We start from the raw sequence: 17,671 nt of genomic DNA, 5'->3' as shown, positions 1-17,671 counted from the left end.
ATTCATTGTCTTTCAGGTAATTTCAGTTTTATCCACAACTTATCCACATGTTATCCACAGTGCAGATAATTTTAAAAGCATTATCTTTGCACTGCTTATAAAACATTTATGAAATACGCAAAAAATATCCTTGAAACGATAGGTAACACACCGCTGGTAAAGCTTAACAAAGTATTAGGTGAAGATTTCCCGGCATTAGTATTGGCAAAAGTAGAGACCTTCAATCCCGGAAACTCAGTGAAGGACAGAATGGCTCTTAAAATGATAGAAGATGCTGAAAAAGACGGCAGATTAAAACCTGGAGGAACCATTATTGAAGGAACTTCCGGAAATACAGGAATGGGACTGGCATTGGCAGCAATCATCAAAGGTTACAAATGTATTTTTGTTACCAACTCAAAACAATCAAAAGAAAAATGTGATATTCTTCGTGCTGTAGGTGCAGAAGTAATTGTTTGTCCTACTGACGTAAAACCTACAGATCCGCGTTCTTATTATTCAGTTTCAAAAAGACTGGCTAAAGAAACAGAAAACGGATGGTATGTCAACCAGTATGACAACCTTTCCAACAGAGCGGCTCATTATGAGTCTACAGCACCGGAAATCTGGGAGCAGACAGAAGGAAAACTGACTCACTTTGTAGTAGGAGCCGGAACAGGAGGTACAATTACCGGATGCGGAACCTTCTTCAAAGAAAAAAATCCGGAGATTAAAGTTATCGGGGTTGACACTTATGGTTCTATTCTGAAGGAATTCCACGAAACAGGTGAACTGCATTATGATCACGCATACACTTATATTACAGAAGGAATCGGGGAAGATATCATTCCTGAAAATTATGATATGTCTGTCATTGATCATTTTGAAAAAGTAACGGATAAGGACGGTGCTATCTATGCAAGAAAACTGGCTAAAGAAGAAGGAATTTTCTGTGGATATTCTGCAGGAAGTGCCATTGCATCACTGATTCAGATGAAAGATCAGTTCACTAAAGATGATGTAATTGTAGTTTTACTTCATGACCACGGTTCAAGATATGTAGGAAAAATCTACAATGACGAGTGGATGAAGGAAATGGGATGGCTGGAAGAAAGTAAATAAGCAAAATTGCTAAAAGGTAAAAAAGTTAATTTATAAATAATAAAAACGGAGCAAAATAATTTTGCTCCGTTTTTATTTTATGGGTTGACATTTACTTTCTCTTTCAATGTATTTTTGAGAAGACTGTATTCTCTTTCGCTCATTGCTTTCCTGGGAAACATATAGCTGTATTTTCCCTCAAGGGAAATGAAATCCTGAGTACTGTCAAAATACTCAAAATCTTTCCATTCACTTGTTTCTTTTTCCCCATCAATATTTACTGTAAAAAAGTTCTTATCAAACCGGATTTCATACACTTTGCATTTTTCCAGTCGATTTAAATAATGATTGACCTGTTTCTTCCATCTTGAAACTTTGTTAACACTTACTGAAAGAAAAACTGCACAAAGCAAAAATATAAAGCTTAAAAAATATAAAATCCCCGCACTTTCTTTAGTCAAATAATCTTTTAAAAGAAATACAGTAAATACGATCACAGCTGCTGCCATGGTCGTAATGGTCTTACCTTTTGTTGTCGGTGAAAAAAGCAAACTGCCCTGATTACCACTAAAATAAATAGCTTCAAAAATCTTTCTGTCTGGTTTTAGGGTAATCACCTTTTCTTCATTCATAATTGTAGAATTTGCTTTAAAAGCTACAAAACTACATTAATTATCTTCATATTGATCATTTATTGCAGAAAGTTTATTCATCAGTTCTCTGTTTCTGCGGTTCAGAGCATCCAGCTTTTTCAGCATATTATAAATCACTTCAAGACCGGGAAGATTTATTTCAAGATCATAATACCAGTTGGCAAATTTTTCCAGATCAGGAAGGTCTTCATACATCAGGTAATGAATATTATTTTCAATCTGAATGTTCAGCAGCCCATAATCTACAAGTTCATCAAAAAAAGTGACTTCTATATTATATATTTTTACGAGTTCTTCCCGTGATATTCTTTCACTCATAGCTTATGAATTTTTTAGTTGTTCAAAAAGTTCTTTCTGCTTTTCAGTAAGGTTCGTTGGCAGTTTCACTTCATAGGTTACAAAAAGATCTCCATGTTCACCTTCTTTTTTATAGACAGGAAAACCTTTTCCTTTCAATCTTACGGTAATTCCGTTTTGGGTTTCCGGTTTTACTTTAAGATTGACATTGCCCGTAAGCGTATTCACTTTTACATCTCCACCTAAAACGGCGGTGTACAAATCGATCACAACCTTTGTTTTCAGATCATCCCCTATTCTTTCAAAATCCGGATCTGCCGGGATATTGAAGGTAATATACAGGTCTCCGTTAGGTCCTCCGTTTACGCCGGAATTTCCATGTCCTTTCAGTTTGATCTGCTGTCCGTCATATACCCCTGCCGGAATGGTGATCCTAACTTTTTTGCCGTTGATATCAAAAGTCTGCTGATGAGTGGTTGCGGCATCTCTTAAGCTTAAATTCAGTTCAGCCTGTATATCCTGTCCTTTAAATTTTCCGGAAGCCCTTCCTCTTGAACTCTTGCCAAATCCTCCGCCGGTTCCACCAAACATGCTCTGGAAGAAATCTGAAAAATCTTCTCCTTCGCCAAAATCCGCACCGGAAAACCCTCCGTTGTAGCTTTGCTGCTGATACTGTCTTTGCTGTTGCTGTTGGGCCTTTTCGTATTCTTCACCATGTTTCCAGTGTTCTCCGTACTTATCATATTTGGTACGGTTTTCAGGATTACTGAGGACTTCATTGGCTTCATTCAGCTCTTTGAATTTCTTCTCTGCTTCTTTATCGCCGGGATTTAAATCAGGATGATGTTTTCTGGCCAGTTTCCGGTAGGCCTTTTTGATATCATCCTGTGTTGCGTTTTTATCTACGCCTAAAATTTTATAATAATCTATATAAGCCATAGAAATGAGGTTTACTCAAATTTATGAAATTTAGGTTTGAAAATTGTATAACAGAATGTTAAAAATAAACCTATCTTTGATAAAATGCTATACATGAAAGATGTATTGAAAAACTACTCCGGAATCCTGTTTTTACTTTTAGGGATCATTGTTGGAAGCATCATTGGAATTGTTGCGCCCGGTTTTGTGGAATACATAAAACCTTTAGGAGATATTTTTCTTAATCTGCTTTTTGTGAGTGTAGTTCCTTTGGTATTTTTTGCGGTATCCAATTCTATCGCATCACTCGAGCAGCAGTCTAAATTTGGAAGGATCATCCTGGTTATGGCACTTACCTTTTTATTTTTCATTCTCACGGCTGCTATTTTTACCATTTGCGCAGTATACCTGTTTCCGGTATCTGGAATCTCCGGAAGTTCTGAGATTATTTCCGAAGCAGCTCATGAAGATACATGGGGCAACAGAATTGTAAGCTTTTTTACGGTAGGGGAATTTACAGAGCTTTTCTCGAGAAGAAATATGCTGGCTCTTCTGGTATTTGCATTTCTGACAGGATTTGCAGCAAGAAAAACAGGAGAAAAAGGTCAGCCTTTCAGAGTTTTTATCGCTTCAGGATATGAAGTAATGAAAGAACTTCTTTTGCTGGTTATGAAACTTGCTCCGATTGGTCTTGGAGCTTATTTTGCTTATCAGGTTGCCACTTTAGGGCCACAGCTTTTTGGGTTTTATGCCAAACCCTTAGGATTATATTATGTTGCAGGAGTTATTTACTTCCTTGTGTTCTTCTCTATTTATGCTTTTATGGCGAATGGACAGAAGGGGGTGAAAAGTTTCTGGACCAATGCTATATATCCTACATTAACTGCTATAAGTACATGCAGCAGCTTTGCAACAATGCCCGCCAATTTACAGGCTGCATCAAAAATCGGGATACCGAATTCTATTGCCAACCTGGTGATTCCCATTGGTACTACGCTGCATAAAAACGGGTCTTCCATGTCATCTATCATCAAGATCTATGTAGCTTTCCTGATTATCGGAAGAGATTTCTTTGATCCTGCCAACCTTCTTTTAGCTTTGGGAATTACAGTCTTTGTGAGTATTGTGGCTGGAGGTATTCCTAATGGAGGATATATTGGGGAAATGCTGATGATCTCTGTTTATAAATTACCTCAGGAGGCTATTCCTGCTGTGATGATCATCGGAACTTTGGTAGATCCTTTAGCAACAGTACTGAATGCTGTAGGAGACATCGTTGCCGCCATGTTTGTCAGCCGGTTTGTAAAGGTCTGACTGATGAATACCGTGGCTGTAAACACTTCTTTACAAAACTGTTTGACTAATGACTTTTATTCGCTACGTTTTACCGGCTCCAGATTTTCATATTCTTCAGGAGTGAAAAGCCTGTAATGAACTTTAAAGGTTTTTCCTAAAGGGGTTTCCAGGGAGAATCCTCCGGGTCCGAAACCATCTGTCACATCGAGTGTAAAGTGTGAATATTTCCAGTACTCAAAAAGATCCCGGTCTATCCAGAACTCATGTCCGTTGACGGTACCGATCATGGCATCATTCATTCGGGGAAAAAATCCTCCTTTTTCAAAACACTGCGGCTGTGTTCCTTCACAGCATCCTCCTGCCTGATAAAACATCAGAGGTCCATATTGATCTTCCAGTTTACGGATTACTTCAAGCGCCTGTTCTGTTGCTGAAAGTCTTGATATTTTTGTTTCCATTCTTAATATTTAACCTGATATTACCTGAAGTATAAAAAATCCCGGTAAAATAATTAACCGGGATCCACAACACATCTTCATTTAATTTGAGCCGGCAATATCCAAAACGATTCTGCCATCAATCTGACCCTTTTTCATTTTATCGAAGACATCATTGATGTCTTCAAGCTTTGCAGGAGTAACCGTCGCTTTTACCAATCCTTCATTGGCAAAATCCAATGCTTCCTGTAAATCTTTTCTGGTTCCTACTATAGAACCTCTTACTGTAATCCTCTTTAAAACCGTTTCAAAAATGGGCAGCTCGAAAGATCCGGGAGGAAGGCCATTCAAAGCAATGGTTCCCTTTCTCCTCAGTACATCTATTCCCTGTTTGAAAGCAATAGGCGAAACTGCTGTAATCAATGCGCCGTGCATTCCGCCGACTTCTTTATGCAAATATTCTCCAGGATCTGTGTTTTTTGCATTGACTACAAGATCGGCTCCCAATTTTTTTGCCAGCTCAAGTTTATCATCTGCTACATCAATGGCAGCAACATGCATTCCCATTGCTTTTGCATATTGAACAGCCACGTGTCCCAGCCCTCCGATTCCCGAAATGGCAACCCATTCCCCAGGTTTTGTTTCTGTTTCTTTTAATCCTTTATAAACCGTTACTCCGGCGCATAAAATAGGGGCAATCTCCAGAAAGTTAACATCCGGTTTCAGGTGTCCCACATATCTCGAATCTGCAATAACATACTCTGCAAATCCGCCATCTACGCTATACCCTCCGTTTTTCTGTGCTTCACAAAGGGTTTCCCATCCGGTAATACAGTAATCACAGCATCCGCATGCACTATAGAGCCAAGGGACTCCTACCGCATCTCCTTCTTTTACAAAAGCTTCAGGTCCACAAGCCACCACAATACCTACCCCTTCATGTCCGGGGATAAGAGGCATTTTCGGCTTTGCCGGCCAGTCGCCATCTACAGCATGCAGGTCTGTATGGCAGACACCACAGGCAATTACTTTGACAAGGACTTCATATCTTCCGGGTTCTCTTACAGGTACTTCTTCTATTTTCAGAGGCTGACCGTAGCCTTGTACTACCGCCGCTTTCATTGTTTTTGGGATCATATTTTATTTTTTGGATTGAGTTTATTTTTTTGTATTAGTTTTTATCTCTACAGCTGAACTGCTTCAGTGAATTTCTTTTGAGAGTTAATATCATATCAAAATACTGATATTTCCTGCGTGAGGGATAGTAAGGGCGGCGAGGAACGAGCCGGTGCGGAATGAAATGGAGCACCGAAACGAAGTGCAGTCCTGCATAGCCCGACCGTTTTGCCCTGGGAAAAGCCAAGGCAATCGGGCACGTCCTAAATAATATTAAAAGAAACCTAACTTATTCTTGTTATAAGAAATCAGCATGTTTTTAGTTTGACGGTAATGGTCGAGCATCATTTTATGATTTTCTCTTCCGATTCCTGACTGTTTGTAGCCTCCGAAAGGTGCTCCTGCAGGGTAAGAATGATACTGGTTCACCCATACTCTTCCTGCTTCAATCTGACGCGGAATATTGTACAGCTGATGCGCATCTCTTGTCCATACTCCTGCTCCCAGTCCGTAGATGGTATCATTGGCAATTTTCACAGCTTCTTCCTCGTCTTTAAAAGTAGTAAATGCCAGGACGGGACCAAAAATTTCTTCCTGGAAGATTCTCATTCTGTTATTTCCTTTGAAGATGGTAGGCTGAATGTAGTATCCGTCTTCCAGATCTTCTCCCAGATGATTGACATCACCTCCCACCAGCACTTCTGCTCCTTCTTCTTTTCCCAGCTGGATATAGGAAAGGATTTTATCTTTCTGAATCTGTGAAGCCTGAGCACCCATCATCACGGTTTTGTCCAATGGATTTCCTACTTTGATCGCTTTTACTCTTTCAATCACTCTTTCAATAAAGGCATCAGCAATACCTTCCTGAACCAGTAACCGTGAAGGGCATGTACAGATTTCTCCCTGATTAAGGGCAAAAAGAACAGCTCCTTCTATCGCTTTATCTAAAAATTCATCATCTGCATCCATTACTGAGTTGAAGAAAACATTGGGTGACTTTCCTCCCAATTCCAGGGTAACCGGAATGATGTTTTCTGTTGCATACTGCATCACCAGACGTCCTGTTGCGGTAGATCCTGTAAATGCTGCTTTGGCAACTTTCGGATTGGTCACCAGGGCTCTTCCGAGTTCTGCTCCAAATCCGTTGACAATATTAACAACGCCTGCCGGTAAAAGATCTCCGATAAGTTCCATTAAAACCATAATGGAGACAGGGGTACTTTCTGCCGGTTTTAAAACAACACAGTTACCAGCCGCCAATGCCGGAGCCAGCTTCCAGACCGCCATAAGTATCGGGAAGTTCCACGGGATAATCTGCGCGATTACTCCAAGGGGTTCATGAACGATCAGCGACACAGTATCTTTATCCAGTTCGTTATGAGATCCTTCTTCGGCGCGGATAACGGATGCAAAATATCTGAAATGATCAATAGCCAGAGGTAAGTCTGCTGCCAGAGTTTCTCTTACAGCTTTACCGTTATCAATAGTTTCGACCGTTGCGAGGTATTCAAGGTTCTGTTCTATCCTGTCTGCAATTTTGTTCAGAATGATGCTTCTTTCTGTAGAGGAAGTATTTTTCCATGTCTGAAATGCTTTTTCAGCAGCATCTACCGCCAATTCCAAATCTTCTTTGGAAGAGTGGGCCACCTGAGTGAAATTTTTCCCATCTACCGGAGAGACTACATCAAAATACTGGCCTTTAACAGGTGGGGTGAATTTTCCGTCGATATAGTTATCATATCTGTTTTTAAACTGAGGACGCTGTAATAGAGTCGTTGATCTTGGTTCTGTAATAGTGCTCATATTAGTTTGTTTTTATTTTTTCGTTAATGCCAAATTACACTGAGAAGCCAAAAAGAGTATAGCACAATCGTACAAAAAAAGTGTAAAATAGTACAGTGAGTTGAATTTTAGTATTTTATTAACAGCAACATACAGTCAAATTTTCTATATTTGAGTTACCTCCTTTTGAAAAAAATTTAGAAATGAATAACAATAGTAAGATTTTATTAAATACTCCTGAATTACGTAAGGAAAACCAACTATTGAGTCTTGTTGAAAACCAGACGAAGTTCAATCTAAACAATTGTGAATTTAATATTTACGAAACCCATAAGGCTGCTTATGATGTAAAACTGCATTTCGAAAATATTGCATTTACAGCGATGCTGAGAGGGAAGAAGCACATGAAACTTGATAATAAAACCAATTATTTTGATTATTATCCAGGTGAAAGCATTCTGGTAGCACCGGGGGAAACCATGGTGATTGACTTTCCGGAGGCGGATGAAACTCCTACACAGTGTATTTCTTTAAGTCTTAATCCTGATTTTATTGAGGATTCTCTCAACTATCTGAATTATCATCTTCCCAAAGTGGACGAAGCCTCACAATGGAATATTCAGCTGGATGAGTATTTTCTTTTTAATAATAAAGCCCTCGCTTCTGCTACTAACAATATTATGAGAATTGCGATGGATGATAACTCTCAAAAGGATATCATGGCAGACTTTGCCCTGAAGGAACTTCTGATCAGACTCATGCAGACCCAGGCAAGAAGTATGGTAGAAAAGAATATTGCCAAGAATAAATCCAGGATAGGATTTGTGGTAGATTATATTAAACGTAATCTGCATCAGAAATTGTCGATTGACAGTATTGCCAAGCTTGCCTACGTAAGCAAGTCAAACTTCTTTAAAATGTTCAAAGACGAGTTGGGAACCTCTCCAAATGATTTTATTTTACAGGAAAGAATTAACCGGGCGAAAGAATTATTAGCCAGCCAGACCAGCATCAAGGAAACCGCTTTTCAGACAGGGTTTTCAGATACGAATTATTTCACCAGAGTATTTAAGCAACTGGAGGGAGTAACTCCGAAAAGCTACCAGGATAGGATGGTGGTAAGACAGTCCATATAAAAAAAGCCCCGAAGTAAAAACTCCGGGGTTATTTTTAATAATGATTAGTAACCATCATTTTGTTTAATATTAGGATTCGCCTGAATAGCGGTGATAGGGATTGGCCATTGCCACTTTAAGCTTCCGGCTGGAAGGTTCTGTGCAACAGCCGGCGTTCCTGTACCGTCAAAAAGATCTCCTTTACCTGATCTCTGAACAGAAAGCCCTAATCTCTTTAAAGTATACCATCTGTCGTTTTCGAATGCAAGCTCCAGTCTTCTTTCTTTCAGGATAGCATCTAAAAGCGCCTGTCCTGTTTCTGTTCCAGGAGTAAATGAAGTATATCTTTCAGCTCTTAGCTTGTTTAGTAAAACAAGAGCCTGTGCACCATTCCCTGTTCTGTAATATGCTTCTGCAATATTCAATAATACTTCAGCAGATCTAAGATACTTGATCGGCACAATATTGGCTGGCCCTCCGTTTCCAGCATATTTTGTAACGTGGTTGTATTTTTGTCCACTATATGTACTGGTCGTAAAGTAAGCTCCTTTTCTGATATCGTTAGCAGTATAAGCAGTATATAGATCATAATCCACAACAAATTCAGATCTAATGCTTGGTACAGACTGGTTATATGCAACTCCCACTGTATTCAATTCAGCTGGTGCATTTGATACCTGGAACAAAACACCATCTGTAATTCTGGATAAACCTTCGTTTTCTTTCCAGATTCTGGTAAAGTTATCCAATGTTGTAATACTTGGAGAAAGCCCCAATGCCAACTCACCATATTTGATTGTATTGGCATAATCACCTCTATAAAGGTTTACTCTTGACAACAATCCATATACGGCAGCTTTGCTTAATCTTCCTTTATCCGCATCATTCTGCGTGATATTATCAACAGCAAATAATAAGTCTGCTATAATTTTATCATATACCTGATCAACAGTTAGATTTCTAGATGATGTTGTATTCGAAGGATTATAGTTTTCTGAATAATAAATTCCCGTTGCATTTTTAGCTCCTGCAGATTGAGTCGGAATTTGAGAATAGGCTCTTACAATATCAAAATGAGCTGCAGCTCTTAATGCTCTTGCTTCAGCTTCAATATTTGTTTTTTGAGTACCTGATAACACTCCGTTATTGATATATGACAAAACAAAATTAGTTCTACTAACTACAAGATAAGCGGCACTGTATAAACCTGTTGTTTGTGAGTTATCTGAAGAAAACTCGAAATTAGATGCTGCAGAATTGGTATTTCTACCAGAAGCCGTACGAACTAAATTATCAGTAGTAAGATCACCCATGATAAGCTGATTACCAGTATCTCCATTATAGTATCCTACTCCTTTAAGAGCTGTATAAGCTCCATCCATAGCCTGTCTAAATGATTCAGGTCTGGTCATTGCCTGGTTCTGTTCTTCGTTAATTGAAGATGTTTGATCTAAATTTCTATCGCAAGACGTTAACGAAACAAACATGGTTAACGCAGCTAAACTTATTTTTATTATATTCTTTTTCATAAAGCTATTCAAAAATTAAAATTCTAATTGCAATCCTACCAAGATTGTTCTTACAGCTGGATAAGTATAAAGGTTATATGAGCCAGGTACAAATAATGCCGTAGATTCACCAGATCCTACTGAAACTTCAGGTTCGCCGTGGAACTTAGTCACAGTAAATAAGTTTTGTCCTTGTACATATGCTCTAAGCTTGTTGATTGGAGATCCTTCTCCAAGGAACGCTTTATCAAATGTATACCCTAAAGTAAGTGATCTCAACCTTAGATAATCTGATTTTTCAATCCACTGATCGGAGTCACGCATACCATTAGAGTCTACTTTTTGGAATACTCCTGTGTCTCCAGGATTTTGCCAAACCTGAGCAGCAGCCTGTGCCATATTTCTACCAGCAACAGCCAATGTTGGATCAACAGCAGCAGCGTACATGTTATTATAAGTATATCCACCTAATTTGAATGCAAAGTCTGCACTGAAATCAAGTCCTTTGTACTGAACGGTAGTACCAAATCCACCAAAACTTTTTGGGAATGGAGATTTATCAGTAAGTGGAACTGCATTAGAAGCACTGTAAACATCAGTAATGTTTCCTGCTTTGTCATAGTATAGAGCGTTACCATTACTTGGATCTACCCCAGCAAATCTAACATTGTAGAATACATATGGCGTTTCACCTACCTTAAGATAAGTATCTCCTAAATTTCTTTCTGTCTGCCCATTTGCTAATTTATCAAGAACTGAATTCTGGAAGGAAATATTAGCATGCAAATTCCACTGGAAATTTTTTTGTTTGATCACGTCAACACTTAATTCTGCCTCAAGACCTTTCTGAGACATATCTCCTGCATTGATATATTGGTAATATCCTCCTTCCTGTTTATCCAAAGGTACTAACTGTACAAAGTCTTTTCTCTTATTTTTATAAACTTCTACGGATCCACGGATTCTTCTGTTCCACATTGTGAAATCAACCCCTAAGTTGGTAATTGCGTTAGATTCCCACTTAAGATTTTCGTTACCAATAATAAAACTGCTTGATGTTCCCGGATATAAAGCTCCATTAGAACCATATAATCCATAGCTAACATTGGTTACGTTATAGTAATCCGGCAGTGTTCCATCATTACCTGTTGTACCATATGATCCTCTAAGCTTTAAATCATTAATAAAGCCTCCATTCATGAAATCCTCTTTGGCAATATTCCATGCAGCACTTGCAGACCAGAAGACACCACTTTGATTATTGGCACCAAATCTTGATGAAGCATCTCTTCTCAATGATCCCGTTACCAAGTATTTACCAGCATAATCATAGTTTAATAGACCCGCTAAACTGAATAGAGTATTTCTTGTTTTAACCCCAGTAAATGTATTTCTATCAGAAGGCGTTGTAATAGAAGGAACACTTAATTGAGAAGATTTCAATCCATAGGCACCCCCATTCATTGTTTCGTTGAAGTTATCATTATATTCGATAAATCCTAAGAAATCAAAGTTATGGCTTCCAAATGATTTTTTATAATTAATGGAGTTATTCCAGGTATAGTTAAATGTATAGAATGAGTTTTTATTTAATGCACCTGTAGGAACTTTATTAACGGTGATATCCAGGTTTGAACCTTTTTTCAGCCATTGGGTTCCCATGTACCAATCATAAAGACCATTGAAATTGGTTTTAAACTTCAGACCATCAATAATTTTATACTCAGCAAATAAGGTTACCGGAATTCTTAGTCTCTGATCGTCTAATCTATAATTACGGATTTGCTCAACAACGTTAGAACCCGCTCTCATGGTCTGGTTATAACTTCCATCTGCATTATAAATCGGCTCATATGGAGCGTATTTATACATTGCTCCAAATGGGTTCTGTGTATTGTTTCTGTCTCTGAAATTCTGTGTTTCCTGATACTGAACCCCAAGGTTGATACCAACGTTAAGTTTTTCACTCAGTTTATTCGTAAATCCAAAGTTACCTGTATATCTCTTAAGACCATCTATATCTCTGATAATTCCATTGTCAGAGTCATAACCTAAAGAGTAGTAAAAAGTACTCTCTCTGGAACCACCTTGTGCGCTGAATAAGTAAGACTGAATGCTTGAAGGCTTCAAAAGGTCTTTTTGCCAGTTGTGATCATAAGCCGCAAGCCTGTCCATTTCCTGCTGAGATCGTGGTTTAAATCCAAGGTATCCCAATTGATTCTGAAAATCCATCAACTCCCTTGAGTTCATCATCGTGTAGTTTTTGTCTCTCAACTTTTCACTGAAACCAAACTTAGTTTCGAATGAATAATGAGTTTTCCCAGCTTTTCCAGCTTTAGTAGTTACTACAACTACTCCATTTGCACCTCTTGCACCATACTGTGCTGTAGCAGCAGCATCTTTAAGAATTGAAATAGATTCTACGTCTGCAGGGTTGATTGCACTGAACTGTCTAGCAGTCATATACATTCCGTTTACTACATAAGTAGGTTCCGAAGAACCACCTACACCGGCAACTCCTCTTACCAAGATTGTCGCAGCAGCACCTGGTTGCCCTGTTGTACTTTGTACAAATACCCCTGAAGCTCTACCCTGTAAAGAGTTCCCGATAGACGTTGTAGGAGAGTTTCTTCTGATTTCATCACCACCAACAACAGCCTGAGCCTGGGTAATTTCATCTGCTTTTTTCTTCTGGTATCCAGTAACGATTACTTCATCGATCTTATTCTCCTTCAGAACAGAATCATTCTTAGATTTTTGTGCAAAAGCAGCTTGTCCTAAAAAAAACAAAGCTCCTGCACTTAATACATGTAACTTCACATTCATATTAACAGATTTTAATATATTCAAGCGACAAATATGTCGATAAATATCTGTAACATCAATTCATTAAACGCTGAAAACCGGCTTCCAGAACGGAGATATTCACATTGATACTTAAGAAATGATGGGAAATCATTTTAATTGTATTTAAAAAATTAACAAAAAATAAGTCAATTTATACATTAACGGAATTTTAATAAATTTTAAAATTAAAATCAATTTACACACATTTTAAATAAAAGGTTAAAAAAATTAATTTAAAAATAAAAAATCAACGTAAAATATAAACAAAACCAATTCTCAATTTCAAGCAAAAAACTAAAAAAAAGCGTTTTTTTTCTTAATTTTTATATAAAAAAAAGCTATTACAAACAACTAATCCCTGTTTTATGATGGTCTGGCCGGGATTAAAATTAAAAAATCATTAATATATCTAATTCCAAATTGGGTTAAAACCTATCGGATTTCCATCTATGTTTACTGTATTTTTTTAACCATTTTATCATTAAAATCAAAAATAATTCGACTGTAAAAACATTATAATTTTTTACAGTAACTTCATATTTATAAAAAGTAAAGCACCTCAAATAAGAGATGCTTTCGATATTAATTGTTTAATAAAATTAGTGCTGGTAGCTGTAATTTCTGGCTCCTATTAATACAGGATTTTCGTCTTCAACAGATACAAGCCCAAAACCCTTATAATTTTTTACAGATTCATTCAGCTGTTTTCTGTGAAGTTTTTCATAAGTTTCAAAATCAACAGCTGTTCTTTTATTCAGGCTTTCAAATAAATTCCATTTTTCTACTACGCTTCTCCAGTTAGCAGAAACCTTACCGGCAAAAACCTTCGATTTCGAGCCACTTCCATAGCCTATAAAACCAATCTCTTTTCCCGAAAGCTCATCATGTTCATTAAAAGATGTTTGTAATGCCGAAAGAAACGCCATAAAAATAGAAGCTGTATACATATTTCCTATTTCTGATGACGCTCTCTGCGTTTTTTCTATCTTATCATTGATTAATTTCAGGTAGCTTTCAGATTTGGCCACAGATTTCTGTTCATCCACAGTTTCATAAGAAAGATTATTCTCCAGACTGTAGATTTCAGTAAAGACTCTTTTCCCATGGAAGGCATAGGGAAGATGGAAAATAATATACTCCCAGTTTTCATAAGGTTTTTCCTTTCCTGTTATCTCTTTATAATGATTGTAAGCTTCTCTTATTCTATCCTGATAGCATTGATTGGAATATTGTCCGTCAAAAACAGGTTCATCCGTAAAGATTTCAATTTTTTCAGGGTACGTTTCCGGAGCTCCATTCAGATTCTCTTTCTTATAAGATCTTCTCGGTTTGAAAAAATCAAAAACACTTTCTGAAGCAACCCCCCAGTTATTTTCGATTTCAAGAAGGTCAGGTTTTGATGAGATTAAAAGGGCCACCGCACCGCCTCCCTGTGTATATTCGCCTGAAGAAGCCAGCTCGTATTTGGCATAATCACTGGCAATCACTACAGCTTTTTTATCAGGATTCACTCTTACAAAATCCAGAGCATTGTGCAACGCATCTACTCCCCCCACACACGCAAAAGTCATATCCAGTACATCACAGTTTCTGAAACATCTTGCCCCAAACTCTTCTTCCAATACTTTCTCTACCATCTGTACAGCATAAGAGGCCGTAGGTTTTGCAGCATCCACTGCACTTTCTGTTCCCAGATATACTCTTGCTATTTCCTTAGGATTGATATGAAAATCTTGTATAAGCTTCAGTAATGCTTCTGCTGCAAAGGTAGCAGCGTCCTCATGAACATCAGAAAGTCCCATCTTATGAAGACCCAAGCCTTTTTCCAATTTGGCCGGTTCTATTCCCCTTTTTTCCGCTAAATCCTTAATCTCCAAATATAAACCAGGCACATAATAGCCCGCTGCTTCAATTCCAAAACTCATAATTGTCTAAATTTTAAACGAATTTATGAAAGATAACGCAAAAAACAGTGCTAAAAAGTAGTGATTTTTACAACATCATTAAAAATCAATGTATTTTGAATGATAATCTGGCAGTTTAGTATTCGGCAATAAAAAGAAGGGAGCCGGTAAATTTACCGGCTCCCTTCTTTTATTTATAATTTTCAATGGCTTTATTAATCACATCAATCTGCTTGTTGATGCTTGCTGCGTTCTGTGGATTCTGTTTCAGTAATTCCATTTTTTTGCTCAAGCCATCTTTCAGCATTTGAACCATCATCATTTTAGCCTGTGGGTTATCTGCCATTTGATTTTTGGCATATCCGGCTATTTTTGTGATACTTTCTGTCGCTTTGAGATTATCAGAAGTCATAATCCAGTTGAAACCGTCTTCTGCTGCTTTTCCCAATTCCGGGTTCTGGAATTTAATAAACGGATAGAAAGTGGCAAGAGGAGCAATATTCTCTATCTGGGATACAATTCTGTTCTTCACAATAATCGGAAGCAGTTGTGCCTGCAATTCATCTGAAGCTCCTTTCATATCAATTTTATCAGCCAGGCTATTTGCTCTCGACGGATCGATGGTAAGAATTGCGCTCATTGAACTTCCTCTCACGGCATTTGAAACGGCATTCATTCCTTTTTCAAATAACGGAAGATACTTCTTGTCTTTTGTCTTTCCTAAAGCCGTAATAGCTGCAGCCTGAGTTAATGTCTTCGGATCATTGGAAGCCAGTTTTTCAACTTCAGCACCCAATGCCTTCATTTGTTCAGGATTGGTAAGGTCTATTAAATTCAAAGCTTTTATTCTTACCCTGAAGAAAGGATCTTTCAGTGCAGCGGCTAATAATTTTACAGCTGCAGGACTCTTTCCTGTTTGATCCTTGATCCCGCTTAACGCCAGATATCGGCTTTTAAATTCTTTAGAGTTTGTAAACTGTATCAGATTCTGTTCCGGAGTTTTGGTATCTGTAATGTCTGCAAGTAAAACGCCATCTGCATTGATATTGACAAGATCCGGAGTCTTAGAGACATCAAAATTAAAAGTATTTTTGGCTTCTGCATTTACCCAGACATTGTATCTTTTAGGTTTTCCATTGTCATAAACGTCTATAGCCAGAGGAAATTCAAACAGTTTTTCCTGGGTTTGATTAATGGTTACAGCAACCTGTTTTTTCACAGGCTCAAATGTAGATGAGTAATTGATTTTCGGATTTCCGTTTCCAAAATACCATTGGTTAAAGAACCAGTTTAAATCTTTACCAGATACTTTTTCAAAAGACAGCCTCAGCTGATGGGCCTCTGCGTTTTGATATTCGTTAGTTCTGAGATAGTCATTCATTCCTGCAAAAAAAGCATCATCTCCAAGATAATTTCTCAGCATATTTAAAATTCCTCCTCCTTTCTGATAGGTTACCAGATCGAAAACATCTTCACGGGATTCATAATTGAACCTTACCAGATTTTTATTAAAATCAGACGGATTATGAAGGTAGTTATTCACATCAGTCATCAGGTGATAATCAGCCTGGTCTTTTCCATATTTGTATTCATTCCAAAGGTATTCGGAATAATTGGCAAAAGACTCGTTAACGGTGAGGTTGCTCCAGCTTTCTGCTGTCACCAGATCTCCAAACCAGTGATGAAACAATTCATGGGCAATGGTATCTTCCCATGTATTTTCATCAATAAGCTGTCCCGGCTTTTGAAGAATATCACTTCCATGAAGTGTTGCAGTGGTATTTTCCATTGCTCCACTTACATAATCTCTTCCGGAAATCTGAGCATATTTCGCCCAGGGATAGTCATAATTCAGTTTTTTGGAGAAAAAATCGATCATTTCCGGGGTATTCCCGTAAATCTGTTTGGCATACGGCTCATATTCTTTTTCTATATAATAATCAACCGGAATGTTCTTCCATTTATCTTTTACCACAGCGTATTCTCCTACTCCCATGAAGAAAAGATAGGTAGAATGTCTCTTGTCCATTACCCAGTGATCGGTTCTGAGGCCATTGGATTCTTTTTTGGATTCTTTCAGAAGGCCATTGGAAAGAGTAATATATTTATCAGGAACCGTCATATAGATTTCCTGTGTTGTCTTTTGATTGGGTTTATCAATCGTGGGAAACCATGCGGATGAAGATTCTGTTTCTCCCTGCGTCCATATCTGTGTAGGCTTATCCGGATCTGTTCCCTGAGCATTGATAAAATAAAGTCCTTTTGCGTCATTGATTGCCATACTTCCCTGCTGTTTTACTTCATTCGGCCGGGCGGTATATTTGATATAGACTGTATAATCCTGATTTCTCTGATATGTTTTATCCAGAGTGATTTTTAAAATATCGTTTTTATATTCATATTGTAAAGGAGACTTTTTGCCGTTATGGTCAAGCGCGACTTCATGAATCAGCATTCCTTTTGCATCAAGAGTAAGTTCATTTCCTGGATAAAAATAGGGTGAGGCAGTAAGCCATTCTTCCCCGTTCATCTGTTCTTTCTGATAATCGAAATTTACTTTCAGCTTGGTATGTTTGAGTTCTGTTACTTTGGTATGGGTAGCTCTGTATACTTTTTCCCTTCCTGAAGTTTCAGTTTGTGCTGATACGTTAGTGGAAAATAAAATTCCAAGTATAGCAATTGATAAAATGGCCTTTCTCATCGGTCTACTTTATTTTT

13 protein-coding genes are annotated in these 17,671 nt (G+C 37.8%); 3 read left to right on the top strand and 10 right to left on the bottom strand.

Annotated features, from left to right (window positions below; translation table 11 throughout):
* Positions 1-108: 108 nt before the first annotated feature.
* Positions 109-1,101, top strand: coding sequence for a PLP-dependent cysteine synthase family protein (locus CRS_RS05920; protein WP_142723154.1), 993 nt, complete (start codon positions 109-111; stop codon positions 1,099-1,101).
* A gap of 77 nt (positions 1,102-1,178) precedes the next feature.
* On the opposite strand, the gene CRS_RS05915 is transcribed toward CRS_RS05920, so the two are convergent.
* From CRS_RS05915 to CRS_RS05905, 3 genes are read right to left on the bottom strand one after another with little or no spacing between them, the layout of a single operon-like run.
* Positions 1,179-1,712: a YcxB family protein gene (locus CRS_RS05915; RefSeq protein ID WP_142723153.1), complete on the bottom strand. Its 534-nt coding sequence runs from the start codon at positions 1,710-1,712 to the stop codon at positions 1,179-1,181.
* Positions 1,713-1,748: 36 nt separating this feature from the next.
* Positions 1,749-2,051: a chaperone modulator CbpM gene (locus CRS_RS05910; RefSeq protein ID WP_142723152.1), complete on the bottom strand. Its 303-nt coding sequence runs from the start codon at positions 2,049-2,051 to the stop codon at positions 1,749-1,751.
* Between the two features lie 3 nt (positions 2,052-2,054).
* A complete protein-coding gene (locus tag CRS_RS05905) occupies positions 2,055-2,969 on the bottom strand; it encodes a DnaJ C-terminal domain-containing protein (RefSeq protein WP_142723151.1) in 915 nt (304 codons plus the stop codon).
* A 93-nt stretch (positions 2,970-3,062) separates the two neighbouring features.
* Here CRS_RS05905 and CRS_RS05900 point away from each other — a divergent pair, with 93 nt between their 5' ends.
* Positions 3,063-4,262 (top strand): dicarboxylate/amino acid:cation symporter, encoded by a 1,200-nt coding sequence (locus tag CRS_RS05900; RefSeq protein ID WP_142723150.1) that lies wholly within the window; start codon positions 3,063-3,065, stop codon positions 4,260-4,262.
* A 56-nt stretch (positions 4,263-4,318) separates the two neighbouring features.
* Here CRS_RS05900 and CRS_RS05895 read toward each other — a convergent pair whose 3' ends face one another.
* The 3 genes from CRS_RS05895 to CRS_RS05885 form a co-directional block, all read right to left on the bottom strand.
* On the bottom strand, positions 4,319-4,702 hold the full coding sequence (locus CRS_RS05895) for a DUF779 domain-containing protein (protein WP_142723149.1): 384 nt from the start codon (positions 4,700-4,702) through the stop codon (positions 4,319-4,321).
* Between the two features lie 81 nt (positions 4,703-4,783).
* Positions 4,784-5,818: an alcohol dehydrogenase AdhP gene (adhP, locus tag CRS_RS05890; RefSeq protein ID WP_142723148.1), complete on the bottom strand. Its 1,035-nt coding sequence runs from the start codon at positions 5,816-5,818 to the stop codon at positions 4,784-4,786.
* A 252-nt stretch (positions 5,819-6,070) separates the two neighbouring features.
* Entirely contained in the window at positions 6,071-7,600 is a 1,530-nt protein-coding gene (locus tag CRS_RS05885) for an aldehyde dehydrogenase family protein (RefSeq protein WP_142723147.1), read from the bottom strand.
* Positions 7,601-7,782: 182 nt separating this feature from the next.
* On the opposite strand from CRS_RS05885, the gene CRS_RS05880 reads away from it, so the two are divergent.
* A complete protein-coding gene (locus CRS_RS05880) occupies positions 7,783-8,715 on the top strand; it encodes an AraC family transcriptional regulator (protein ID WP_142723146.1) in 933 nt (310 codons plus the stop codon).
* A 44-nt stretch (positions 8,716-8,759) separates the two neighbouring features.
* On the opposite strand, the gene CRS_RS05875 is transcribed toward CRS_RS05880, so the two are convergent.
* The 4 genes from CRS_RS05875 to CRS_RS05860 form a co-directional block, all read right to left on the bottom strand.
* Entirely contained in the window at positions 8,760-10,223 is a 1,464-nt protein-coding gene (locus CRS_RS05875) for a RagB/SusD family nutrient uptake outer membrane protein (protein ID WP_142723145.1), read from the bottom strand.
* Positions 10,224-10,238: 15 nt separating this feature from the next.
* A complete protein-coding gene (locus CRS_RS05870) occupies positions 10,239-13,028 on the bottom strand; it encodes a SusC/RagA family TonB-linked outer membrane protein (RefSeq protein ID WP_142723144.1) in 2,790 nt (929 codons plus the stop codon).
* Between the two features lie 620 nt (positions 13,029-13,648).
* Positions 13,649-14,974, bottom strand: a complete 1,326-nt coding sequence (locus CRS_RS05865) for a hydroxymethylglutaryl-CoA synthase family protein (RefSeq protein ID WP_142723143.1) — start codon at positions 14,972-14,974, stop codon at positions 13,649-13,651.
* A gap of 169 nt (positions 14,975-15,143) precedes the next feature.
* The gene (locus CRS_RS05860; RefSeq protein ID WP_142723142.1) at positions 15,144-17,654 is read right to left on the bottom strand and encodes a M1 family metallopeptidase; all 2,511 of its coding nucleotides are present in this window, start codon (positions 17,652-17,654) and stop codon (positions 15,144-15,146) included.
* Positions 17,655-17,671: the final 17 nt, after the last annotated feature.

The organism is Chryseobacterium sp. ON_d1 (assembly GCF_006829085.1).
Lineage (GTDB): Bacteria > Bacteroidota > Bacteroidia > Flavobacteriales > Weeksellaceae > Chryseobacterium.
This window is presented reverse-complemented; position numbering and strand designations above follow the sequence as displayed.